Source organism: Sulfurimonas sp. CVO (assembly GCF_009883775.1).
GTDB lineage: Bacteria > Campylobacterota > Campylobacteria > Campylobacterales > Sulfurimonadaceae > Sulfurimonas > Sulfurimonas xiamenensis.
Map to the genome: position 1 here is coordinate 426870 of NZ_CP033720.1, position 23783 is coordinate 450652.

Below are 23783 nucleotides of genomic sequence, written 5' to 3' on the forward strand. Positions count from 1 at the left end.
TGATACAATAGTAAAAATAAATTTAGGAACGCTTTATGAGTGCAAAAATTGTTATTGTAGAAGATGAAGAGGATATTCTAGAGCTCATTGAGTATAATTTACAAAAAGAGGGGTATGAAGTTATAGGCTTTTTAAATACAAAAAGCGTAGAGCAGATGCTCGTTGAAGAGGATGTCGATCTTCTTATCATGGATAGAAATCTTCCGGGTGTTGAGGGAAGTGAATTTGTCCAGACTCTTAGAAAAGAGGGGTTTGCAACGCCTGTTATTTATCTAAGCGCAAAAAATCTTGACTCTGAGGTAGAAGAAGGTTTTTTAAGAGGCGCAGATGACTATATAACAAAACCTTTTAATATGAAAGAGTTGATGCTTCGTGTTAAGGCGGTTTTGCGCAGAACTTCTAAAAAAATAGAAGATGGTATTTTAAGTTATAGAGACCTAGTTTTGGATAAGAGCTCAAGAACTCTAAAAGTTGATGGCAAAAATGTAGATGTCACAAAACTGGAATTTAATCTGCTTAGTGAGTTTATTTTAAATAAAAACAGCGTGCTTGATCGCGACTATCTTTTGCAAAATGTTTGGGGCGAGGGTGAAGAGTATCAATATAGAACTGTAAATGTTGCCATAAACAGATTAAAAGAGAAAATAGATCCCGATAAAACAAAAGAGTATATATATACAGTTCGAGGTGTAGGTTATAAACTGTGCTAAAAATACATCAAATATTTATACTAAAATTTTTACTGCTTTTTATAAGCACACTGTTAATTACATCCATAATCAGTTATCTTGCTTTAAAAAATATAATAATAGAACATAATAAAAATCATTTAAAACATGCTATTGAGTTTATAGAAATTGAGTTGGAAAATATAGAAAATTTAGATAATTTTGTAATGAAAATCAACAAAAAAACCTCTCTGAGAGTTACAATTGTGGATAAAGATGGTTTTGTATTGGCAGAATCAAATGCAGATAAAAGTAAAATGGATAATCACGCTTCTAGATTTGAGATAATGCTCTCTAATCGAGAAGATTACGGAGATATAACTAGATACTCAAAGACTGTTAAAACTGATTTTTTATATGTAGCAAAAAAAACTGTATATAAAAATGAGCCGGTTTATGTAAGACTCTCTATGAGTTTAGCGCAGATAATGTATGATTTTTACTCTTTGTGGACAAAACTTTTGTTTGTTTTTTTCATAATTGTAATAATAGCTGCTTTTGTATCTAAAAGCATGAGCCAAAAGGTTCTCTATGATATTGATCAGATTACAAAATATTTAGATGAAGTTTCAAACAAAAACTATAAAGCCATTATAAAAACAAAATATTTTTATGAATTTTTACAAATCTCTTTACTCTTAAAAAATTTAGTAAAAAAATTGAGTAAGAATGAGAAAAAAAAGATAAAAAATATGGCTAAACTAAGGCTTATAAATAAACAGAGAAATGATATATTGTCGGCTATCTCGCATGAGTTTAAAAATCCTGTTGCCTCAATAATAGGATATGCTCAAACTATACAAGGCGATGCAGACATGCCGCAAAACATTAGAGATAAATTTTTGTCTAAAATTAACTCAAACGGTGAGAAGATATCAAAAATGCTAGACAGACTGGCTCTTTCTGTGAAGCTTGAAAACGGTGATTTGACTATAAATAAAAGCGAATTTGATTTAAAACAGCTATGCAATGAAGTGGCCCTAAACCTTGCAACAAAATATAAAAACAGAGAAGTGATTGTTCAAGTGGATCAAAAGATGATATTTAGCGATAAAACAATGATGGAATTAGTACTTATCAATTTAGTGGATAATGCTTTAAAGTATTCAAGCGGCGATGTTATTATAAAGCTTGAAGGAACTAATCTCTCAGTAGAAGACAGCGGAATAGGAATAAAAGAGGAATATTTAGAAAAAATTACAAATAAGTTTTACAGGGTAGATAAAAACAGCTGGGATAATTCTATGGGAATAGGTTTGGCGATGGTCAAATATATTTTAAAAGCACTTGGCTCTTTGTTGGATATAAAATCAGAGTTTGGCAAAGGTTCAATATTTAGTTTTAGTATAAAAGAGATGCTAAAGAGTTAAATTTTTGACTGGATAGTCATTTTTTTAGCTTCAAACAACTCTAATGCTTTTTTTACCATAGGCTCATCTTTGATTTCAAGTGCATCTATTTCTCTTGATGATTCACGACTATCGCACTCTGTAACACAACTCCCGCTTCCGCCAATCTCGGCTTCTTCAACCATAGAAGAAGATTGGGCATAAGGCATTGAGGGCTGCTCTAGATTTGAATCAAGATTCTCTTGTTCTATCTTGTTTTTTTTTTCTTCTTTTGGGTTTGTGCATAATTTATATTTTATTTTTGTTTCAAATCCAAACACCTCTCTTACTAATTGTTTTATAACAGAGTAGCCGTGAGTTAGGATTTTTTTACATGTTTCATCGGCACAGCTCTCCCATGTAAGTGTATTGTTTTCAAAAGAGATAAAAGAGATGCTTTTTTCAAAACACTCCCCAAGTTCAAAATTTCTATCTTTTATTTTGAGGATAAGTTTTGCAAATAGCTCTTTATAAGAGTTTTCTTCTATATTTTGTTTTTGTTTATTCTCTTTATCTTTAGGCTCTGGTAACTTGTCTTCAGAAATTGTGGATGTACACGATATGGCAGGTCTGTGAATCTCTTTTTGCAAAGACTCTATCATCTGATCTACCTCTTTTATGCGCAATGCTTCTACCATTTTAAAAAAGATAAGCGAGAGTACAAAAGAGCCATCCGCATTTATGCTAAAGAGATATTTAGAGTCACTTAATATTCTAAAAAATCTATCGAGAACAAGTGTGGAGAAGAGGGCATCGTCCTCGTACATTCTCTCTTTGAGGTAGGCTATAAGCTCATCTACTACCATTTCAGCTTCATAATCCTCTAAAACCTTAGCAAGCTCTATAAGAGTGTTATAGTCTTTTGCAAAAACTGCACGAAACAGATCAGAGATAAATTTTGGATCAACAAGCCCAAGCATATCTGTGACAGTGCGGACATCGACATGATTTTTTGAGTATATGATCGCTTGATCCAGCAGCGTAAGTGTGTCTCTAAGACTTCCGTTTCCGCTTCTAGCAAGAATTTCCAATGCTTCAGTTTCATACTTTATACCTTCAAGGTTAAGTATATGTGCTAAATGATCTGTTATTTTGTTTGCAGCTATTGATTTAAATCGAAAGTGCTGTGTACGGCTTAAAATAGTAGCTGGAAGCTTAAGAGGATCAGTTGTTGCAAGGATAAATTTTACATATGAGGGCGGCTCTTCTAATGTTTTAAGCAAAGCATTAAAAGCCTCTTTTGTAAGCATGTGAACTTCATCTATAATAAAAATTTTAAATCTTGCAGTTGTAGGTTTATACTTTGTCTGCTCTATTAAATCTCTTATATCATCTATTTTTCTCGATGAAGCCCCATCCATCTCTACAATATCCATATGACGATTTTCAAGCGAGAGTAGGCAGTTTTGGCATACGCCGCATGGTTGATGTGTAATTCCCTTCTCACAAATAAGAGCTTTTGCAAAAATACGCGCAGTAGATGTTTTACCGCTTCCCCGAAGCCCAGAAAAGAGGTAGGCGTGAGAGAGTCTGTTTGCATCAAGCGCAAGCGAGAGAGTTTGGGAAATAATCTCCTGCCCAATCAGCTCATCAAAACTTTTCGGTCTATATTTTCGCGCTAAAACTTCTGAACTCTCTCTCACATATACTCTCCATCTTTAGTTGAAGTGATTCTAACATTTATAGGGTTAAAAAATCATAACAGACAACTTATAGAGATGTGGCTGCTCTCCTGTTTTGCAATTTTTTTACTATTTTAGAGAGTGCTTCTGTGTACTTCTCTTCATTCTCTTTTGTCGATTCAACGGCTACAAAAAAATCATCTCCTCCGATATGCCCTTTAAAAAACTCTGTAGGCAGGTTTTTTCTCAAAATATCCGCAAAAAGCATAATCGCTCTATCTCCGTTTCTAAAGCCGTATACATCATTAAAGGCTTTAAAATTGTCTAAATCAAAGTAGCATAAAATATAAGTTTTTTTACTCTCTATAATCTCTGAGATAAGTTTTTCTATCATGGAGTTTCCGGGGAGTTTTGTCAGAGGATTTTGCTCCCTTGCATGGATGATATTTTGCTCGCTCATAATGGTAATAATTGCTCTTGCAGACAAAAAACCGTAATATTTAGAATTGTTTGTAAGGATAATGCCGATGGACTTCGAGTTGTTTGAAAATAGCTCAATAATTGTAGATATGTTGCAGTTTATCTCTGTTGTTCCGCACGGTTCTATAAGATTTACCAGTTTTGATCTTTTAACAGCTTTATTTGTCAGCAGTGATCTTCCATATGGAGAGTAGATAAACTCCTTAATCTTGTTCTCTTGCAAAATGCCCATCGGTTCGTTGTTGGAGTTTACAATAGTAACAGTTTCTGCTTGAGGATTTTTTTGAAAATGCTTTACGATGTTTTTTATTTCGGTATCAATAGAAAAAGGGGGTGTTTTATTTAAAAAGGTCTCAATTTTGTAACTACTCTCGGTCACTCTTTTCTCACTGTTTAAAATATTTAAAACATGAGGATACTCCTGCGCTATTTCCGATGCAAGCAGAGTCGGTATTTGAATAAAGTATCCCTGAACAAAATGACATCCTATATCTCTGCAGGTAAGAAACTCCTCTTTGCTCTCAATCCCCTCGGCAATTACTTTTATGCCAAGCTGAATCGCTAAATGAGTTATGCTTCTTGCCATAAGTTTTTTTTTCTCATCTTTTTGTATGTCGCTTAGGAAAAACCTGTCTATTTTTATGATGTCTGGTTTGCTCTCATAAAGAAGCTTATACCCCGAATAACCGACCCCAAAATCATCTATGGCTATACAAAAATTTTCGCTTTTATAGTGTTCTAAAACCTCTTGCATCCTTGAATTGTTTGAGATTTCATGTCTTTCCGAAATCTCAAAGCATATTCTGTTTTTCCCAATGCCGTATTGTTTTAAAAGCTTGCCGGTATTGCCCTGTTTAAAATTTGGCATCTCAAGGAGTCTGTTGTCAAGGTTGTAAAAGAGTTTTATGTTCTCATGAGCGTTGATAGTTGTAAATTTTTTAAAGGCTTTTTTTCTGAGTTTTAAGTCAAACGAGTAGAGCAGATTGTCTTTATACACAGCATCAAAAAGATCAAAAATGGAGTTGAAACCGACTTTCTCATAGTTTCTAAGAAGTGCCTCAACGGCAAAAATTTTCCCTGTATGAATATTAATAATAGGTTGAAATGCAACATCTAAAGTTTTTAAGTTATGAATCCATTTTTTAGGGAGCTCTAATCTCATAACAGAATAATAATGCTCAATTATTTCATAAATGTTACAGATTAAATCTTACTGTTTTCTTTCTCTTTAGGCTCTTTTTTGGCAAAACCAGCACCTTCTTTTGTTTTGGCTTTTAAATTTAATGCTTCTATGATCTCTTTATAGTCAATATTTGCATCTTTCATTGATGCAAAACATGCGGCAATTACAGCTATGGTATTTGGTATCTCTTTTTTCTTTTTGTATGCTTGAATATTTTTTTCGCTCACTTTTATAAGTTTACTAAATTTAGGCAGGCTTATATCTGCGTCAAGAAGTAATTTTTTAAAATCAATAAATGTCATATATCTTCTTTTTTGTAAATTAATATGAAATTATAACATATCTCTATATTTTCTTGACAAAGATATATATAAACTATATAATGACTATAAATTATTACTATTTTTTGGTGATAAAAAATTAAAGGAGTCCTAAATGGCAAAAGAGTTAAAGAAAAAAGATGTAAAAGCAATAGCAAAAAAAGCTATCAAAAAAGTTGATATTGCTAAAAAAGATGTTAAAAAAGCTACAAAGAAAGTGGCAAAAAAAGTTAGTAAAAAAGCTTTAAGTGAAAAAAAAGATGCTAAAAAATTAGCAAAAAAAGTTGCAAAGAAGATTGCAAAGTAGTTGATTTTTGAAAGTGGTTACAGAGCCACTTTCATTACTATGAACAAGCTACAGCTTTAGCCATTTTTTGGCAATTGATTTAAGTGCTTCGGGATTTTCTGAAGCAAAAAATTCAAGTTTGGGTTTTTTATGTTTTGTATTTAAATTAAAAGTTTTTTCTAAATACTCTACTATAGCATCACCAGAGTGAATAAGTATACTATCTTTTCCAAAATGATTTTGCAGTGCTTGAGCAATAAGAGGGAAGTGTGTACAACCTAGAATTATTGCATTTGGGGTTGCTGTGGTGTTAAAATAGTGTTTAAAAGCAGCATCTAGTATTTCACCCTCATAAATCTCCTCCTCAACTATCGGAACAAATAGTCCCGTAGCCTTTACCTGAAGATTATAAAAACCTTCCATTTTTAGTCCAATTTCATAAGCTTTAGAGTTAATAGTTGCTTTTGTCCCAAGTATAAGTATATTTGAGTTTTTATCCTTAAGCGCATTTGAAGTTGCTAAAATACCGGCTTCAACAACGCCTATAACAGGGCATGAAGAAACCTCTCTCATCTCATCAAGCGCATATGCGCTGACTGTGTTGCATGCTACAATAATTAAATCAATTTCAAAATTTTTAAAAAACTCTACAGCTTCTATTGCATAACGAATAATAGTTGTTTTGTCTTTTATACCATATGGAACGCGAGCAGTATCTCCATAATATATAATCTCTTCAAATAGTTGGTTTTCTAATAGTGATTTTACAACTGTCAAACCACCAATTCCACTGTCAAATACGCCGATTTTCATTTTAGTTTGTGTTCATACTCTCTAAAAATTCTTCGTTTGTAGCTTTTTTACCCATTGTAGAGTAGACAAACTTAAGTGCTTCTATCTCATTTTCTTGTTTGTGGATCATTTGACGCAGGATAAATACTTTTTGCAGAACTTCGGGACCGATAAGGAGTTCATCTTTTCTTGTTCCTGATTTAAGAATGTCTATAGCAGGGAAAATGCGTCTGTCTGCTATTTTACGATCAAGAACAACCTCTGAGTTTCCTGTTCCTTTAAACTCTTCGAAAATAACTTCATCCATTCTGCTCCCTGTATCTACAAGAGCAGTCGCAATAATAGTCAAACTTCCGCCGTTTTCTATGTTTCTTGCAGCACCGAAGAATCTTTTTGGTTTGTGTAGAGCGTTTGCGTCAACACCGCCTGAGAGAACCTTGCCGCTTGAGGGTGTAACTGTATTATAGGCGCGGGCAAGGCGGGTAATGGAGTCAAGTAGAATAACTACATTGCGACCGAGTTCAACGCGTCTTTTTGCCTTTTCTATTACCATCTCTGCAACTTTTACATGATTTTTTGCAGGCATATCAAAAGTGGAGCTGTAAACCTCGCCTTTAACGCTTCTTTCCATATCTGTTACCTCTTCAGGTCTCTCATCAACAAGTAAAACCATTAAATCAATTTCGGGATGGTTAGCAGTTATACCGTGAGCAATCTCTTTTAAAAGTTCGGTTTTACCGCTTCTTGGAGGGGCAACGATAAGTCCGCGTTGACCTTTTCCTATAGGAGCAAAAAGATCCATCATACGGCCTGTTAAACCTTTTTCTCTGTATTCAAGCTTGATTTGATCTGTTGCATAGAGTGGAGTGAGATTTTCAAAGAGAGGTCTTTTTTTGCTCTCTTCAGGAGGGAGGCCGTTAACTGCTTCTATCTTGATGAGCGCGTAATATCTCTCCTGCTCTTTTGGAGGACGAACCTGTCCGGTGACAACATCACCGTTTCTTAGGGCAAAGCGTCGAATCTGGGTATTTGAAACATAAGCATCGTTTATACTCTCATCAAAACTTTTGTCAATCGAGCGGATAAAACCGTATCCATCCTGCATAATTTCCAAGATACCGCTAAAGAGGATAAACCCTCCCTGTTCGGTTTGTGCTTTTAAAATTTCAAAGATAAGATCTTGTCTTTTTAGCTCATTTGGATGTTCTACATTGAGTTCTGCCGCAATAGCCGTTAACTCTTCTATGCTTTTTATACGCAAATCATCTACACTTGCGCCTTTTGCCGGTTTGTGAGTTCTTGTTTTTGTGTTGTTTTTGTTACTGTTTTTGCGAGGTTGTTGTGGAGTATTTTCGCTCATACGATTAGCTGCCTTAGTTTTTTTAGATTTTGCCCAGTAGGTATTTCTTGTAAGAAGTATAGGGAAAGTGTAAGAGTTCTTTACACAATTTGATGCCGTATTTTACACTAATAGAAGCTATGATGTCAAGTTTTTGTTTTTTTTAAAGAGTTTGTACGCCGATAACAGCAGTATAAAGCTTAATCCTGCTTCAAGAAATAGAGCATTTACCATGCCAAACAAGAGTGAGCCTAAAAACGCTCCTAAAATAGATCCCAGAGTCATAAAAATAATAATATTTTTAAAAGTTAATACTTCGATCAATCTCTTATTTTTGTGATACTTAAAAAGTGAAACAATAAGAGTTGGAAGTGAAATTGCCAAACTTAATGTTCCAGCCAATTTTATATCGGTTCCGTAAAGAAGTATAATTGTGGGAATAAGCAGCTCTCCGCCTGCAACGCCTAAGAGCGAACTAATTATGCCGATTCCAAGGCCGGTTATAAAGCCGATGCTAAGCTGCAGGATATATGGAAGCTTTATTGTCTGTGTAAAATCAAGGAAAATATGACTAAAAAGAACAATGCTTAAAAAAAGCAAAAGATAAAAAATATAAGTATTGAGTCTCTCTTTATTGACACTTGTGGCAAAATTTACTCCTATCCATGCACCTGCAAGAGTTCCTAAAAGCAGATTTAAAACAATATAGCCATAAGAGAAAATATGCGCATCTACACCTCTAAAAGCAAGGGCAAAAATTACCGTAACAAGTGAGATTAAAAGATTTAAAATAATAGCATGGAGTGTATCTATCTTTAAAATTCCTACTAAAAAGGGAAGTCTAAACTCTGCTCCGCCAAGACCGATAAGTCCGCCAAGTGATCCAATAATCGCTCCTCCTAAAAAACTTTTTGTTTTTAAAGAGATTGTATTTTTAGAAAATTTTTGTTGAGATTTCATTTTATTCCTTGTGCAAAAATCGGTACACATCTTTTGTGTCTATCGTGTGTAATAATGTCGGCGTTAATGCCGTAAACATCTTCTATAATAGAGGATGTTATGATTTTATCGGGTGCTCCGTCTGCAATGATTTTTCCGCCTCTCATAACGATTATGCGGCTGGATATAAGAAGAGCGTGATCCGGATAGTGGGTGGTTTTTAAAAATGTATAACCTTCACGGTTTAGTTCATTTATAAGTTCTAAAAGTCTGATTTGGTTTCCATAGTCAAGGCCGTTTACAGGCTCATCCATAAGAAAAACAGTTACCTCTTGAGCAATAGCACGGGCAAGCAGTACAAGCTGTTTCTGCCCGCCGCTAAGTTCGCTAAAGGCTCTGTCTTTTAAATCTAAAATACCGATTTTATCAAGGGCGTTATGCGCTGTTTCATAGTCATAAGCTGACGGAGATGCAAATATTGAAAGTTTTGAGACGCGTCCCATAAGAACCATTTCAAGCACTGTGTAGTTAAATGGTACGGTATGGTATTGCGGAATATATGCAATATGCGAAGCAATCTCTTTGTGAGAATAGTTTTCTAACTCTCTGTCGTGCAGGGTTATACTGCCATAAGCAGGAAGAAGTTTGAGCATTAAACGCATAAGTGTACTTTTTCCGCATCCGTTTGGTCCTAGAAGCGATATCACTTCCCCTTTATATAGATTTAAATTTATTCCGGACAATACAGGGTTGTTTTTGTATGAGAAATGAAGATCTTTTATTTCAATAAGCGGTCTTAGTTCCATGCTGCCCTCGCTTTTTTTAATACAATGATGAAGATAGGAATCCCTATAAGAGAAGTTAAAATTCCAATTGGTATCTCAACACTAAAAGTCAGTCTGGATACAGCATCAACAAGAAGTAAAAATGCTCCTCCAAAAATCGCTGATAAAGGAATCAGCAGACGATGAGAAGGCCCCACTGCCATACGGATAATATGCGGTATGATAAGTCCTACCCAGCCTATAATTCCTGCCATTACAACAGCAAGAGAGCTTGCAATTGTAGCAAAGAGTATTGCAAGAGTGCGTATAAGTTTTACATTGATGCCGAGTGCTTTTGCCTCCTCATCCCCCAAACTTAAAAGATCAAAATATTTACTCATAAATATCATTGCAAAAATACTAAAAAGTATGGGAGCAGCTATAAGAAGAACTTCATTCAGCTCTGCCATGGAGAGTGAACCCATCAGCCAATGAACAATTGCGGGAAGTGTACTGTATGGATCTGCTATATATTTTATAATTGAAAGTAGCGAAGTAAAGAGTGACCCGCTGATAACACCGCCAAGAACAAGCATAACCGTTGAGCGTGAGGCAGTTATGGTTGAGCCGATAAGCAGGGCAATTGCAACGGCGACAAAACCAAAACAAAAAGCAAATATTTGAACTATATACCAATGCTCACTTATAAGCATGCCCAAAGCCGCTCCAAAAGATGCTCCACTGAGCACTCCGAGTATTCCAGGAGAGACAAGCGGATTGACAAACATTGCTTGAAAAACAGCCCCGGAAGTTGCAAGTGCCGCTCCTATCAAGAGGGCTAAAAGGATTCTGGGAAGACGAATTTGCAAAATAATATTATCTATAAGCGCAAAAGCATCAGCTTCCATAGTAGTGCTGCCCAAAAATTTATACTCTAAATATTTTATAAAAGTTGTCATATCTATAGGATACTGCCCCCATAAAAGGGAGAAAGTTGCTGCTGCTAGTAAAAGCATCGCTGCAAAGATTAAATATTTGCTATAACTTGTTTGATGCATCAAAAACCTTAATATTTTAGATTTGCACTAAAGTAGATAGCAAAAGGTGCACCTGTTTGATAGGTGCTTGCTGTTGTTGATGCTGCTAAAATATTATCTGCTGCATTAATGGTAGAGATATATTTTTCATCTGTTATATTTGTAGCAGTTGCTCTGAAAATGGTATTTTTTGAACCCATAAATGAGGATGCCTTATAGGAGATATCCATATCTACAAGAGTAAAAGCATCTATTTTTTGTGTATTTTCTACATCCCCATAACGGCTTGATGTATAACGAATGCTTGGAGTGAAGCTCCATTTCCCCAAGTAGTACGAGATCGCTGTTTTTGCCATATATTTGGGTGCATCCGGGAGCTGATTGCCTTTAATATTTGTAGTGGAGGCGGCTGAGCTTTGAAAATTTTGACTATAAGAGTATCTGTTATAGGATAAGCCGAGTAAAAATTCTGTATTTTCACCTATAAGTCCAGATGCTGAAAATTCAGCTCCGTAGCCAAAAGCATCTCCAACATTTGCAGGATAGTTTACATTGTAAGATGAGTCATAAATATTTGCCTGTTTGTTTTTCACAAATGAAACAAAAAGAGACGGATTTAAAGTAATTGCACCTAGATTTATTTTAGCACCAAAATCTATATTATCTGAAGTTTCAAGCTCCAGTGTATCCCACAGTTCTTGAAGAGTCACCCCTTTGCTTACAAAGTTACTTCTTTTATTGAGATAGGTTGAAAAAAGATTAACATCAAAGCCATATGTACGAGAGTAGTCCATATAAAGAGCACTATTCTCAGTAGCTCTATATCCCAAATAGAGTGATGGAAGATAGGTTTTAAATGTTTTTGTATCTACACTTGAGTAGGGATCAAACGCGGCGCTTGTAATCGCTGTATCATAATCACTGCTTGTTGAAGCGTCTGATGCATAACTTTTAATAGCACCTACTTCAAATGTTTGGTACTGAACTCCTGCACTATAATTAAACCTCTCAAATTTGCCGCTAAATTCTAAAAAAGGAGACTGAATGATATGATCATCAGTTTTGGCAAGCGTTGCATAACCATTAAAGACAAGCTCACCATCTACAACTGCATATTTTTTTTGATCGCTTGCAGGTCCAGGAGGCTCTTGACGATGATAAGAGTAGCCGATTTTGCTTTTTAAAGCAGGCGAAAAGATATGCTCATACGCGGCAATTGCACCATATACTTCATGATCTATATCCCAATTTATAACACGGTTCTTTGATACATCAGCATTTTCTCTTGAAAACCAGTACTCTCCTTTGTCTTTTTTATAATATGGTTTAAAGGTTACAAGATCATCTAAAGTCGCTTGAAGTTTTAAATTTGCCACAACTGTTGTCGTGTCAAAGTCCTGCTTATTCCAGTCATAGTAGTTTATGTCATTTGAGGTCGTTGGTTTTATGGTAGCATAATCTTTATTGAAATATCTCTCTAGATCTTGTGTCTGTTGGTAGGTTAAACTATCGTAATTATGATGTTCATCACTGTTTTTTATTGCGTAAATATCAGCTTGAAAAGTATCATTTGGATTATATGAAACTCCAACCATTGCGTTTGTTCTTTCTAAATCTCCGGCGCCTTTTGTTTTATTGTTGGAGAGAGTAGATAGTGAGCCAAAAACTCTAAAATCTCCTATTTTTCCGCCATCAACTCTAATAAAGGTTCTTTGAAAGTTATCAGAACCAAAGGATTGCAAGAGAGTTGTTTTCGTCTCTTCTGAGGGCGCTAAAATATTCATATTCACTTTTCCGATGAGACTTGAAAACCCTAGATTTTTATCAACGCTCATATACCCTTTTAGCAGGTCAATAGATGCAATATTTTGTATATCTACCATCTGTTTTCCGCCGCCTGGATTGCTTGATACAGGCATAGAGTTTATCATAAAAACTCCACCAGGACCTGTCTGTGATTTGCCGCGGATACGAATAGGATCATGAAATGAGGGTTCATTTGAGCCTGCTGCATCGGCCGGAGTAAAATTAACAGAGGGCGAAAATGCTATTACCGTGTAAGGGTTCATGTTGGCATGTGTGCTAAGTGTTGAGATACTTCTTGATGTAAAAGTTTGTATGTTTTTTGCATCTGATAGATTTGTATCATCTACAAAAAAATAAGCATCCTCCTGTACACCGTTTACAACTATCTGTTCTATACTAATCTGGTTGGCGGCAAGTATACCTGCTGTAATGAAAGATAGAACGATACTTTTTTTATTCATCTATTTCTCCCAATAACTGTTTTATATCTTTATCTGTTAGTTCTACATTAAAAAAGAGCTTATAAAACTCAGCTGTTTTTTTGTGAATGTTTACTGCGTACTCTTTTGGATGAAAGAGGTTTGCCAGCCACTGAATTCCCATGATGCGCATAAAAGATGTAGGTCTGTCTACCCAGTTAAAAGGATTGTTTGGGATAAGATGGATATTTTTGTTTTTTACGGCCTGCAGATGCTTCCAAAGAGGATTATTTATAATCTTGTTGTAAGTGAGGCTATCTTGGACTATTATAATCTCTGGATTGTAGGATAAAAGCGTCTCAAAATTTATTTTTTCCAGCCCTAAAAGTCCTCTTTGCTGGCATTTATGAACATTTTCTCCATTTGCAAAGTTGAGTGCCTCTACATGAAAAGAGCTGTCGCATTCGGTTGAGAGTCCATCAAGCCCTTCAGCATAGTAGTAGCGAATCGGTTTTGTATCTTTTAGAGATGATTTGATTTCATCAATAATATTATCGGTATAAGAGCTAAGAAGTTCTCCTCTTTGCTCCTCGTCTATAGTTGTTGCGGCTAATCTAATCGATTTTGGCATATCTTCTATTTTTCTAAAAGGGATGGAGATGGTCGGTATATCTGTTTTTGCTATCTCTTTGGAAATTTTTTCTATTAACATATCATCTTCCCAGACAAGAATTAAATCCGGTTTATGCTTAAGAAGCTTTTCAAGGTTTATGCCTTGTCCCTCGCCGTGAAAAGTACCAAGAATAGGCAAAGATAAAAATCTATTGTTAAGAAACTGCTTACCAGCACAGCTGTTTTGCTCTTTTATTTTAAAATTTAATCCTACTGTTTTTTCCGGGTTGAGTGCGTATATAAGATAGTTCATAGGCGGCGATGAACCAAAGACTTTTTTTGTTGTATTTAAATCTTTGATTACTCCGGCATTTAATGATACATTTAAGAGAAGTAGAAAAATAATTGATTTTATGAGCATAGACATTTTATGTTCCTTATGATTTTTTGTTGAAAAAAGAAAATTGATTTAAAAAAGAGAGTTGTAATCTAGTGAAGTGCTTTTTTTGTTGTATGGCTGCAACTTGTTTTGGACATCTAACAAGAGAATATAATAAGAAAGGAGAAATTTGCTTCATTTCGCATGGAGCATAAAAAGATTCACTAGATAAATGAGGCGCAGACGCCTCAGAAAATAGTGCAAAAAAAAGCACTATTTTCTGAAGAGTCTTTGCTTTAATTTGAAATATTTTATATTTCAGCATGAAGTATATCTTTTCTGATATAACGGTAAAATTAAAAGAATTCACTTTTTTCCTTTTTTAAGTTTTTATAAAGATATATAAACAAATAACTTCTTAGCTTTGGATAGTTTTCTTTATATCTTAAGTGATATAACGAATGATAAACAAAAATTTCTTATATATTTATTAAAGTTACACTCAAGAGCCTATAATTATATTTTTTTTGTTAATTATTGCGTAGGCTTTGGAGCCTATCTTTAGAGAGTCAATATCTGTTTTGTTTAAAATGGCTATTAATGTTATGTTTTTGTTTATAGCAAAAGATACTTCTGCGGAGTTTTTTGAGATTTCTATCGTTTTTATCATGCCTTCTAAGATATTTAAATCTTCACAGTCATCCGGAATCTTATTTGCTATATTTATATCGCTGGATTTGATAATTGCATAGATATCATCGCCGACACTCAGCCCCATGTTTTTAACAGATTTTGCTGTGATTATGGAGGTTAAAGAGGAGCCGCCGGAGAGTGACATAGCTATTTGGGCATTGAGTTCATTTAAATTAATAGCATCTATTTTGGAGGGTATCTGATTTCTAGCGCTTGTTGTTAAAAAGGTCCGCTTGAGTATTTTTGCTAATCGTTCCGGATCATCGCCGGCTTCAGCGAAGCGTTCGATAAATTGGCGGTGTAGCTCATCGAGGCGGTTGTATGTTTCTATAAGTTTATGTGCATAGGGAGTAAGTGTTGTCCCGCCGCCACCTTTTCCGCCGGTTTTTCTTTGAATCAGCGGCTCATCAGCAAGATTGTTCATTCCGTTGATTCTCTCCCATGCAGCTTTATAGCTCATTTTCATCTCTTTTGCCGCGGCATTGATCGAGCCTGTTTTTTCAATCTTTTTAAGAAGTTCAATGCGTCCGGCCCCTAAAAAACTCTCGTTATCTTTTGTAAGCCAAAATCGTCCATCTATCTTCATTTGCAAAAGCCTTTATTTAAATTTTGAGATAAACATAAAAATCATCAGCGACACAGCAGAGACTAAGATAATGCAGGCACCTGAAGTTAAATTAAAACTATAAGAGAACCAAAGACCGATAATTGTAAATAGAGATGCGATAAATCCGGAGATCAGCATCATGCTGTAGAGTGAAGAGGAGAGATTTTGTGCGATATATATAGGAATTGTAAGAAGCGCTATAACCAAAATCAATCCTACAACCTTTATGGCGATTACAACGGTTAATGCTGATAAGATAAGTATCAGTGTATAAAAAAATCTTACATTTATTCCGCTTAGTGCAGCATATTCGCTATCATAAGATACAGCCAAAATATCGCGGTACCAAAATGTTACAGCAAATAGAACAACTGCAAAAAGAATCCCCATAAAATAGAGGTCTTCGCTGTTTACTGCTAAGATAGAGCCAAAGAGATAGCTCATCAAATCTACATTATATCCCGGTGTCAAATCAACCAAAATGATCCCAATAGCCATTCCTACGGCCCAAATAAGCCCTATGAAGGTATCAGTTTTTTCCCTTTGATTTATAGTAACAAAAGCCATAAATAGCGCTGCGACAACGGCAAAAAGAGAGGTTCCTAAAAATATCGGGATGCCGGTAAAAACAGCTATTCCTATTCCGCCGTATGCCGCGTGCGCAATTCCGCCGGCTAAAAAAACCATTCTGTTAGCAACGATCAAAGAGCCGATAATTCCAGAAATAAGGCTGACAATTATTCCGGCAATTAAAGCATTTTGCATAAATTCATAAGATAAAGCTTCTATCATTTTTGCTTTCCTAACATTTGAAGAAGTTCAACTTCACAAAAGTGTTCACCGCTTGTATAAAACTCTTTTTTGATAGAACTTAAATCGTGAAAGAGCAGCTCTTTATTGATATAAGCCACTTTAGAAGCGTATTCTAAAATAATAGATATATCGTGGCTCACAACAACAATTGTTATTTTTTTATTTAACTCTTTTAAGAGTTCATAAATGCGTTTTTGCCCATCTGCATCAATACTTGAAGTTGGCTCATCAAGCAGAAGAATTTTTGGGTCCAAACAGAGAGCTCTTGCTATCATAACTCTTTGACGCTGACCTCCTGAGAGCGAACCTATTTTGCTGTGGGCAAAATTTTGCATGCCTACTTGCTTAAGCATCTCCATAGCATGTGAAACTTCCTCTCTTGAGTAACCAAAAAGAGGGCGTTTTTTTGAGCTTCTTCCCATCATCACGACCTCTATGGCTTTTATGGGAAAATTGAGATTTACATTTGTGTTTTGCGGAACATAGCCTATTTGTGAGATGCTTTTGTGTAAAGGTTTGTTTAAAATCTCTATAGAACCTTTTTGCATAGAATTTATACCAAGCATTAGTTTTATAAGAGTGCTTTTTCCACCCCCGTTTGGACCGATAAAAACCATAAAATCTTTTTCATAAATTTTAAGATTTATATCTTTTAATGTCAGTTCTTTATCATAAGCAAAAGAGAGATTTTTAATTTCTATAATAGGTGGATTTTTATCAGTTTGCAATTGCTTTTGCCATGTTTATTAGATTTTGTGACCAGTTCGGATTTAGTGGAGAGATTTTTTTAATCACAACGCCAGCCTCCTTCGCAATAATCTGAGCACTTTTATCTGAAAATTCAGGTTGAGTAAAAATTACTTTTATATTCTCTTTTTTTGCTTCATCGATAATTTTAATCATCTCTTTTGGTTTTGGCTCTTTGCCTTCTACTTCAACTGCTATTTGCGTGAGATTGTACTCATTTGCAAAATATCCCCATGATGGATGAAAAACCATAAATTTAGTTTTTGGTTCTGTTTCTTTAAGTATCTCTTTTATCTGTGTATCTGTATCTCTGATCTCTTTTATAAAATCATCAAAGTTTGACTTGTAAAGGTTTTTATTTTTCGGATCTACTGTAATAAGCGCTTTGTATATAGAGTTTGCCATTATCTCTACATTTTTTGGTGAAGTCCATATATGAGGATCGTTGTTGTTGTGTTTATGATTGTCTTTTTTTATGGCTATTTTAGGGATATTGTCGCTTATATTTATAAATGTAAGATTAGAGTTTTGTGATTTTATTTTACTTAGCCATACATTTTCAAATTCAACGCCTATACTAAAATATATATCAGCTTTAGAAACAGCTATCATTTGTGAAGATTTCGGTTCATAAGAGTGAGGAGAGTTCCCCGGTTCGACCATAACGGTTATATCTGCCATATCTTTTGTTATTTTTTGAACAAAAGTTTTTTGTGGAAGAATGCTGACTATAATGATAGGTTTAGCAAAAGCTAAAGATGTAAAGAATATAAACAGTAGAAATAAAATTTTTTTCACACACTATCCTTGTGCTATTTAAAAAGAATTGTACTTTTAAGCCACTTAAAGAGATCTTAGTTATATTTTACTTAAAAATTAAGCTCATTTGTAATTACAATGAGTAAAATATCGTTATGAAAAATAAGTATAAAATTTTAGTCACTAATGATGATGGGTATGAAGCAAAAGGTTTGCTCTGTTTAGTAGAAGCTTTAAAAGAGTTGGATGATGTTGAAGTAACAGTAGTAGCTCCCGCAAGTGAGAAGTCTGCATGCGGGCATTCTCTAACTATAATTCGTCCTCTTCGTTTTGTTGGAGTCGAGGATAACTTTTTTAAATTGGATGACGGAACTCCCAGTGATTGTATCTATCTTGCACTAAGTACAATGTTTGTAGATGTTAAACCGGATCTTTTAATTAGCGGTATAAATCGCGGTTCAAACATGGGCGAAGATATTACCTATTCGGGAACGGCGGCGGGAGCAATGGAGGGTGTTTTACATAATATTCCATCAATCGCCATCTCTCAAGTTATGGATTTTACAAATCCTCAGGGTGATTTTACTTTAGCGCAAAAAACTATTAAAAAATTGGTTTTAAAGATCAAAGAGGGCACATTTCCTTTACCTGAAAGAGAATTTTTAAATGTAAATATCCCTCCAAACATTGATTTAAAAGATCCAAAAATTTTTATAACATATGCCGGCTACAGGCTTTATGCAAACGATTCGCACCTTCATAGAAATCCTAGAGGAGAGGAGTATTACTGGCTTGGAACTCATCCTCTGAATTTTTCTGCTCGAAAAGGAAGAGAGGGCATAAGCGATTATGAAGCAATAACATCGGGAAATATTTCCATAACCCCGATCAAACTCGATATGAGTGCATATAAAAGCATGAAGAAGCTTAAAACATGGATAGAAGAGAATGAGATATGAGCGCATAAAATCTCTTTTGCAGGATGATTTTTACAAACTTAAAAATGCAAATATTTTACTTTTAGGCGTCGGCGGAGTCGGAGGACATTGCCTTGACTGTTTAAGCAGAAGCGGTGTTACAAATATAACAATTGTAGATTTTGATATATATGATGAAACAAATCAAAATCGTCAAATACACTCAGAAATGCACATAGATGAATTTAAAGTTGAAGCTCTTCAAAAACACTATCCGCATATAAAGATTATAAATGCAAGAGTTGATGAAGAGTGGATAATAAATTTTGATTTTGATGAATATGATTTGGTTTTAGATGCTATAGATGATACAAAAGCAAAACTTGCTCTTGCTCAAAAGTGTCATAAAAAACTGATCTCATCATTTGGTTCAGCAAAAAGACTTGATCCCACAAAGGTTCAAGTATCAGATATCTGGAAGAGTTATGGCGATAAATTCGGTTCAAAAATTCGTTATGAGTTAAGAAAAAAAGGTTTTGACAAAAAGTATAAAGTTATCTTTAGCTCAGAAGAGGCAAAAGTAAAAGATAAGGGTAGTTTTATTGGTGTGACTGCCACTTTTGGACTTGTTATGTGTAGTGAAGCAGTTAAGATGATAGTGTCAAAAACAAAAAAGGAAATATTTGAATGATTTATGGTTTTAGTTTAGATAGTCCGCTTGCGTGCGAAGGCATTATTGGCGACGGCTGCGGGGGCGGAAGATGGTTTTTGGTAGATGATGAGATGCTTAAAGCATATGATCCGCAAAGCAAAGAAGTTATAGTTTTGCTGCAAAATGTAAAAAATGCGAAAAAGATAAGCAAAAGCGGATGCGACATTACGATTGAATGTAGAGATAAAAATATAAAATTTAACCTCTCTACCATGAGAGAGGGTTGATTTTTTTTGCTATAATGATTTAAAAATTTATTTCTCAGGGTGATTTATTAATGGAAAAAATTGAGCCGATGACACTGTTTGGATATAAAAAACTCCAAGCAGAAGTAAAGTATTTAAAAGAGGTAAAAAGACCTCAGATAGTTAAAGATATAGAAGAGGCGCTCGAACATGGCGATTTAAAAGAGAATGCAGAGTATCACGCCGCAAAAGAGCAGCAAAGATTGACAGATGATAGAATTGCAGAACTTGCAGAGCTTATCGGAGCATCTAAAATAGTTGATCCAAGCGAGCTTGAGCACTCAAGAGTAAGCTTTGGTTCAACTGTTGTGATGAGTGATACTCAAACAGATGAAGAGGTTACATATACAATTGTTGGTGGTTGTGAAAGTAATCCAAATATTGGTTTAATCTCTTTTAATTCGCCCTTGGCAAAACAGCTTTTAGGCAAAGAAGAGGGAGACGAGGTTAAAGTACAGCTTCCAGGGGGCAAAAAAGAGCTAGAGATAGTTGAAATAAGATATCAGGAGATAGTCTTTGAGTGTCACTAAAGTCGGTGTTATAGGTGCAAGCGGTTATACCGGGCTTGAACTTTTAAAAATTCTTATAAATCATCCAAAATTTCAGCTCAGTTATGTAGCAAACTCGGAAGGAAATACAACTTTAAGCCAACTTCATCATTCTTTAAATAAAGTATATGAGTGCGATGTTTTAAAAGCTGATATAGATGAGTGTGCAAGTAGCTGTGAGCTTGTTTTTTTAGCACTTCCACATAAAACAGCTATGGTGTATGTAAAACCTCTGATATCAAAAGGCTTAAAGGTTGTTGATCTTTCAGCTGATTATAGACTGCCGCAGGATATTTACGAGCAGTTTTACTGTCCTCATACAGATACAGAAAATCTTTCTCATGCGGTTTATGGTCTGCCTGAGCTCTTTCGCGATGAGCTTCGCAGCGCAAAACTTGTGGCAAATCCGGGATGTTTCCCTACTTCTGCAATTTTGGGTGTTTTGCCATTTATGAGCAGAAGAGTTAAAAACACTCCAATTATAGTAGATGCAAAAACCGGTGTCAGCGGAGCCGGCAAAAAGTTAAGCGATAATACGCACTTTGTAAATGTAAATGATAATCTTTTTGCATATAACCCTCTTATGCATAGACATGCACCTGAAATTGCGCAAAAACTTGGGGTTGATTTTGATGAGGTTCATTTTGTCCCTCATTTAGTACCTCTTACTCGTGGGATGATAAGTTCAATATATATACAGGTAAACAGTGATTTTGATGCTTATAAAGTTCTTGAAGAGTTCTATAAAGAGGCGAAGCATATAAGAGTATGTAAAAATCCTGTAGATATGAAGAGCGTGGCTGGAACAAATTTTTGCGATATTTATGTCAAAAGAAAATCAAATATGCTTTTTATTTCAAGTGCGATAGATAATCTAATGAGAGGTGCATCATCCGCTGCAGTCGTTAATGCAAATTTGATGATGGGATTTGATGAAGATTTAGGAATACCAAATATAGCCTATGTCCCATAGTTTAGAGATAAGAGAGGGTGCATTTGTTGTTGCAGATGCGCACTGCTCATATAAACGCCCGGATTTTTTAGAATTTTTAAAAGATATTTCTGCAAAAAAACTCTCTCCTACACAATTAATTCTTATGGGAGATATTTTTGATGCTCTTTTTGGAGAGATTCCCTACACACATAAAAAAAATCAAGAAGCTATTAAAATTTTAAATAAGATATCTTTTGATATAGAAGTTATCTATTTAGAGGGAAATCATGATTTTAATCTTAAGAGTATATTTCCAAATATAAAAGTATTTCCAATCTCTCTTCAGCCTGTTGCGTGCAGATTTGAAAATAAAAAAGTTTTGCTTGCACATGGTGATATAGAGAGTGATTTTGGGTATAAAATATATACGACTATTATTAGAAATTTTGCTGTTTTGTACTTTTTAAGGATAGTTGATTTTTTAAGCGGGCATTATATTTTAAAACGCTTAGATCTATATCTGGGTAAAAAAGATGATTGTAAAGAGTTTACAGGATTAGATAAATTTATGTCGCAAAGACTAGATGGAAAGTATAGCTGTGATTATTTTGTAGAGGGTCATTTTCATCAAAATAAAATGATACAATTAAAAAATTTCACTTATATTAATTTAGGTGCTTTTGTATGCAATCAAAGATATTTTATTGTAAAATCAGACGGAGATAGAGGATTTTTACAAGAAAATTTATTTAAAATGGATTTAGAATATGAATAAAACAATAAAACAGAGAGATTGTTGACTTTTTATTATGCATGACTCATCTTTGGATATTTTATATATTGACAATAAGCTTTTTTTAAAATTTAAAGGAGAGCTTACTCTTTATAATCTTACAAAATATGAAAAAAGAGTAAACACTGCAGATTTAAGTAAAGTCCATAGTGTAGTTATAGATTTAATGCAATTGCACTTTTTAGACAGTGCTGCATCTATTTTTATATATAATTTACAACAACAACTCTTATCAAAAAATATTTTGCTTGAAGGTCTGCTTTGTGATAATCAAGAAATTTCAGATATGCTAGAACTTGTAAAAAAACAAAAGCTACAGTCTAAAAAAGTTTTACATCGTAAAAAAAGAGGTTTTTTAGAAAAACTGGGCGAAGATACATATAAAAATTATTTTGTTTTTTTATCTTTTTTATCATTTATGGGTGAACTTTTTGCAAATAAAATACAATATCTTATATATTATAAAAATATAAGATACAAAGAGATAGCTTTTGAAATAAATGAAACTGCTGTAAAAGCATTTGGTATTGTTGCTTTGACAAGTTTTTTGATTGGTCTTGTTGTGGCGTATCAATCAGCCTATCAGTTAAAAATATATGGTGCAAATATATTTATAGTTGATATGCTTGGAATATCTATTTTTAGAGAACTCTCACCACTTATTACGGCAATAGTTATTGCAGGAAGAAGCGGTTCGGCATTTACAGCGCAGATAGGAGCAATGAAGATAACGCAAGAATTGGATGCAATGCAAACAATGGGTTTTGATCCTTATAAATTTTTGGTTATTCCAAAGATTGTTGCTCTTATGATTGCTATGCCGATACTTATTTTTATATCAGATATCATGGCAATTATTGGCGGAATGGTTATTGCAAATTTAGATTTAGGCATTACAACTGATATGTTTTTAGATAGATTCAATAGTGTTGTTGCACTGAAGCATTTCCTTGTCGGTATAGCAAAGGGACCGTTTTTTGCTTTTTTAATTGCTTCAATTGCAATATATAGAGGAATGCTTGTAAAGGACAATACGCAAAGCATAGGACTCAATACAACAAAAAGTGTTGTAGAGTCAATTTTTGCCGTTATTATATGTGATGCGATTTTTTCAATTGCTTTTACAAATTTGGGAATATAATGAATAATATTATTGAAGTAAAAGATATAGAAACTAAATTTGGAGATAAAGTTGTCCATGATAAAATTAGTTTAAGTGTGCCAAAAGGGAGTATATATGGACTTTTGGGTCCAAGCGGATGTGGAAAAACAACTCTTTTACGAGAGATGCTTATGCTTCAAAAATTTCAAGATGGAGAAATTGAAATATTGGGGCATAAACTTAGTTCTATTAAGTATAAAGAAGCAGTAAAGTTAAGAAAAGAGTGGGGTGTTTTGTTTCAATCGGGAGCACTTTTTTCATCATTGAGCTTAAAAGAAAATATAGCGCTGGCACTTGTTGAGTATAGTGATTTATCAAAAGCTATGATTGATGATATAGTGGAATTTAAGATAGCTCTTGTCGGATTAAACTCTAGCGATGCAGATCTCTACCCATCTCAAATAAGCGGCGGAATGAAAAAAAAAGCAGCATTGGCTCGTTCTCTTGCAATGGATCCAAAACTTCTATTTTTGGATGAACCTACAAGCGGGCTTGATCCAATTTCTGCTAGAGAATTTGATGCTTTAATATTAAAACTTCGTGATTTACTTGGTTTAACAATTGTTATGATTTCACATGATTTGCAATCAATTTATGATACACTCGATAAAGTTGCAGTTATTGATAATAAAAAAATAGTGTATGAAGGTGATTTGGACAATATATTTGTTGTTGAAAATAGATTTGTTAAAACTTTTTTTAAAGGGACAAAAAGTGTATGATAATAAAAAATATTTGTTACATGAAAGAGAAAAAAAA

The 23783-nt window shown here is 34.3% G+C and carries 26 protein-coding genes; 11 read left to right on the forward strand and 15 right to left on the reverse strand.

Features of this window, described 5'->3' with window-relative positions; all coding sequences use genetic code 11:
• Positions 1–35: 35 nt before the first annotated feature.
• Positions 36–710 carry a response regulator gene (locus tag CVO_RS02195; protein WP_159569738.1) on the forward strand — a complete coding sequence of 225 codons (675 nt, stop codon included), beginning with the start codon at positions 36–38 and terminating at the stop codon, positions 708–710.
• Entirely contained in the window at positions 704–2098 is a 1395-nt protein-coding gene (locus CVO_RS02200; protein WP_159569740.1) for a sensor histidine kinase, read from the forward strand. Before CVO_RS02195 ends, CVO_RS02200 begins: the two co-directional genes overlap by 7 nt.
• Here CVO_RS02200 and CVO_RS02205 read toward each other — a convergent pair.
• The 3 genes from CVO_RS02205 to CVO_RS02215 form a co-directional block, all read right to left on the reverse strand.
• Positions 2095–3759, reverse strand: a complete 1665-nt coding sequence (locus tag CVO_RS02205) for a DNA polymerase III subunit gamma/tau (RefSeq protein WP_159569742.1) — start codon at positions 3757–3759, stop codon at positions 2095–2097. The genes CVO_RS02200 and CVO_RS02205 overlap by 4 nt on opposite strands.
• 67 nt (positions 3760–3826) lie before the next feature.
• Entirely contained in the window at positions 3827–5380 is a 1554-nt protein-coding gene (locus CVO_RS02210) for a GGDEF domain-containing protein (RefSeq protein ID WP_159569744.1), read from the reverse strand.
• Positions 5381–5421: 41 nt separating this feature from the next.
• Entirely contained in the window at positions 5422–5703 is a 282-nt protein-coding gene (locus CVO_RS02215; protein ID WP_152299772.1) for a hypothetical protein, read from the reverse strand.
• Between the two features lie 133 nt (positions 5704–5836).
• On the opposite strand from CVO_RS02215, the gene CVO_RS02220 reads away from it, so the two are divergent.
• Positions 5837–6028: a histone protein gene (locus CVO_RS02220; RefSeq protein WP_152299771.1), complete on the forward strand. Its 192-nt coding sequence runs from the start codon at positions 5837–5839 to the stop codon at positions 6026–6028.
• Between the two features lie 48 nt (positions 6029–6076).
• Here the strand turns inward: CVO_RS02220 and murI are convergent, their stop codons facing one another.
• The 12 genes from murI to CVO_RS02280 all read right to left on the reverse strand — a co-directional run bounded on the left by murI (position 6077) and on the right by CVO_RS02280 (position 17752).
• Positions 6077–6820: a glutamate racemase gene (gene murI / locus CVO_RS02225; RefSeq protein WP_152299770.1), complete on the reverse strand. Its 744-nt coding sequence runs from the start codon at positions 6818–6820 to the stop codon at positions 6077–6079.
• A 1-nt stretch (position 6821) separates the two neighbouring features.
• Positions 6822–8159 (reverse strand): transcription termination factor Rho, encoded by a 1338-nt coding sequence (gene rho / locus CVO_RS02230; RefSeq protein ID WP_152299769.1) that lies wholly within the window; start codon positions 8157–8159, stop codon positions 6822–6824.
• A 117-nt stretch (positions 8160–8276) separates the two neighbouring features.
• Positions 8277–9098: a sulfite exporter TauE/SafE family protein gene (locus CVO_RS02235; protein WP_152299768.1), complete on the reverse strand. Its 822-nt coding sequence runs from the start codon at positions 9096–9098 to the stop codon at positions 8277–8279.
• A complete protein-coding gene (locus tag CVO_RS02240) occupies positions 9095–9883 on the reverse strand; it encodes an ABC transporter ATP-binding protein (RefSeq protein WP_152299767.1) in 789 nt (262 codons plus the stop codon). Before CVO_RS02240 ends, CVO_RS02235 begins: the two co-directional genes overlap by 4 nt.
• Complete coding sequence (locus tag CVO_RS02245; RefSeq protein WP_159569745.1) at positions 9874–10899, reverse strand: FecCD family ABC transporter permease; 1026 nt, start codon at positions 10897–10899, stop codon at positions 9874–9876. The genes CVO_RS02240 and CVO_RS02245 overlap by 10 nt, the downstream gene beginning before the upstream one ends.
• 8 nt (positions 10900–10907) lie before the next feature.
• Positions 10908–13145: a TonB-dependent receptor gene (locus CVO_RS02250; protein ID WP_159569746.1), complete on the reverse strand. Its 2238-nt coding sequence runs from the start codon at positions 13143–13145 to the stop codon at positions 10908–10910.
• On the reverse strand, positions 13138–14142 hold the full coding sequence (locus CVO_RS02255; protein WP_159569747.1) for an ABC transporter substrate-binding protein: 1005 nt from the start codon (positions 14140–14142) through the stop codon (positions 13138–13140). The genes CVO_RS02250 and CVO_RS02255 overlap by 8 nt, the downstream gene beginning before the upstream one ends.
• Positions 14143–14152: 10 nt before the next feature.
• The gene (locus tag CVO_RS02260) at positions 14153–14464 is read right to left on the reverse strand and encodes a hypothetical protein (RefSeq protein ID WP_159569748.1); all 312 of its coding nucleotides are present in this window, start codon (positions 14462–14464) and stop codon (positions 14153–14155) included.
• Positions 14465–14596: 132 nt separating this feature from the next.
• Complete coding sequence (locus CVO_RS02265) at positions 14597–15373, reverse strand: TOBE domain-containing protein (protein ID WP_159569749.1); 777 nt, start codon at positions 15371–15373, stop codon at positions 14597–14599.
• A gap of 12 nt (positions 15374–15385) precedes the next feature.
• On the reverse strand, positions 15386–16186 hold the full coding sequence (locus CVO_RS02270; protein WP_159569751.1) for a metal ABC transporter permease: 801 nt from the start codon (positions 16184–16186) through the stop codon (positions 15386–15388).
• On the reverse strand, positions 16183–16935 hold the full coding sequence (locus CVO_RS02275; RefSeq protein WP_241690990.1) for a metal ABC transporter ATP-binding protein: 753 nt from the start codon (positions 16933–16935) through the stop codon (positions 16183–16185). The genes CVO_RS02270 and CVO_RS02275 overlap by 4 nt, the downstream gene beginning before the upstream one ends.
• Complete coding sequence (locus CVO_RS02280; protein ID WP_159569753.1) at positions 16925–17752, reverse strand: metal ABC transporter solute-binding protein, Zn/Mn family; 828 nt, start codon at positions 17750–17752, stop codon at positions 16925–16927. Before CVO_RS02280 ends, CVO_RS02275 begins: the two co-directional genes overlap by 11 nt.
• A gap of 116 nt (positions 17753–17868) precedes the next feature.
• Here CVO_RS02280 and surE point away from each other — a divergent pair, with 116 nt between their 5' ends.
• The 8 genes from surE to CVO_RS02320 are packed head-to-tail and all read left to right on the forward strand — an operon-like array spanning position 17869 to position 23746.
• Positions 17869–18672: a 5'/3'-nucleotidase SurE gene (gene surE / locus CVO_RS02285; RefSeq protein WP_152299759.1), complete on the forward strand. Its 804-nt coding sequence runs from the start codon at positions 17869–17871 to the stop codon at positions 18670–18672.
• The gene (locus tag CVO_RS02290) at positions 18662–19321 is read left to right on the forward strand and encodes a ThiF family adenylyltransferase (protein WP_152299758.1); all 660 of its coding nucleotides are present in this window, start codon (positions 18662–18664) and stop codon (positions 19319–19321) included. The genes surE and CVO_RS02290 overlap by 11 nt, the downstream gene beginning before the upstream one ends.
• Positions 19318–19569: a thiamine biosynthesis protein ThiF gene (locus CVO_RS02295; protein ID WP_159569755.1), complete on the forward strand. Its 252-nt coding sequence runs from the start codon at positions 19318–19320 to the stop codon at positions 19567–19569. The genes CVO_RS02290 and CVO_RS02295 overlap by 4 nt, the downstream gene beginning before the upstream one ends.
• 50 nt (positions 19570–19619) lie before the next feature.
• A complete protein-coding gene (gene greA / locus CVO_RS02300; protein ID WP_159569757.1) occupies positions 19620–20117 on the forward strand; it encodes a transcription elongation factor GreA in 498 nt (165 codons plus the stop codon).
• Entirely contained in the window at positions 20104–21108 is a 1005-nt protein-coding gene (gene argC, locus CVO_RS02305; protein WP_159569759.1) for an N-acetyl-gamma-glutamyl-phosphate reductase, read from the forward strand. The genes greA and argC overlap by 14 nt, the downstream gene beginning before the upstream one ends.
• On the forward strand, positions 21098–21844 hold the full coding sequence (locus CVO_RS02310) for a UDP-2,3-diacylglucosamine diphosphatase (RefSeq protein WP_159569761.1): 747 nt from the start codon (positions 21098–21100) through the stop codon (positions 21842–21844). Before argC ends, CVO_RS02310 begins: the two co-directional genes overlap by 11 nt.
• Before the next feature lie 34 nt (positions 21845–21878).
• The gene (locus CVO_RS02315; protein WP_152299753.1) at positions 21879–23003 is read left to right on the forward strand and encodes an ABC transporter permease; all 1125 of its coding nucleotides are present in this window, start codon (positions 21879–21881) and stop codon (positions 23001–23003) included.
• Positions 23003–23746: an ABC transporter ATP-binding protein gene (locus CVO_RS02320; protein WP_152299752.1), complete on the forward strand. Its 744-nt coding sequence runs from the start codon at positions 23003–23005 to the stop codon at positions 23744–23746. The genes CVO_RS02315 and CVO_RS02320 overlap by 1 nt, the downstream gene beginning before the upstream one ends.
• Positions 23747–23783 lie beyond the last annotated feature (37 nt).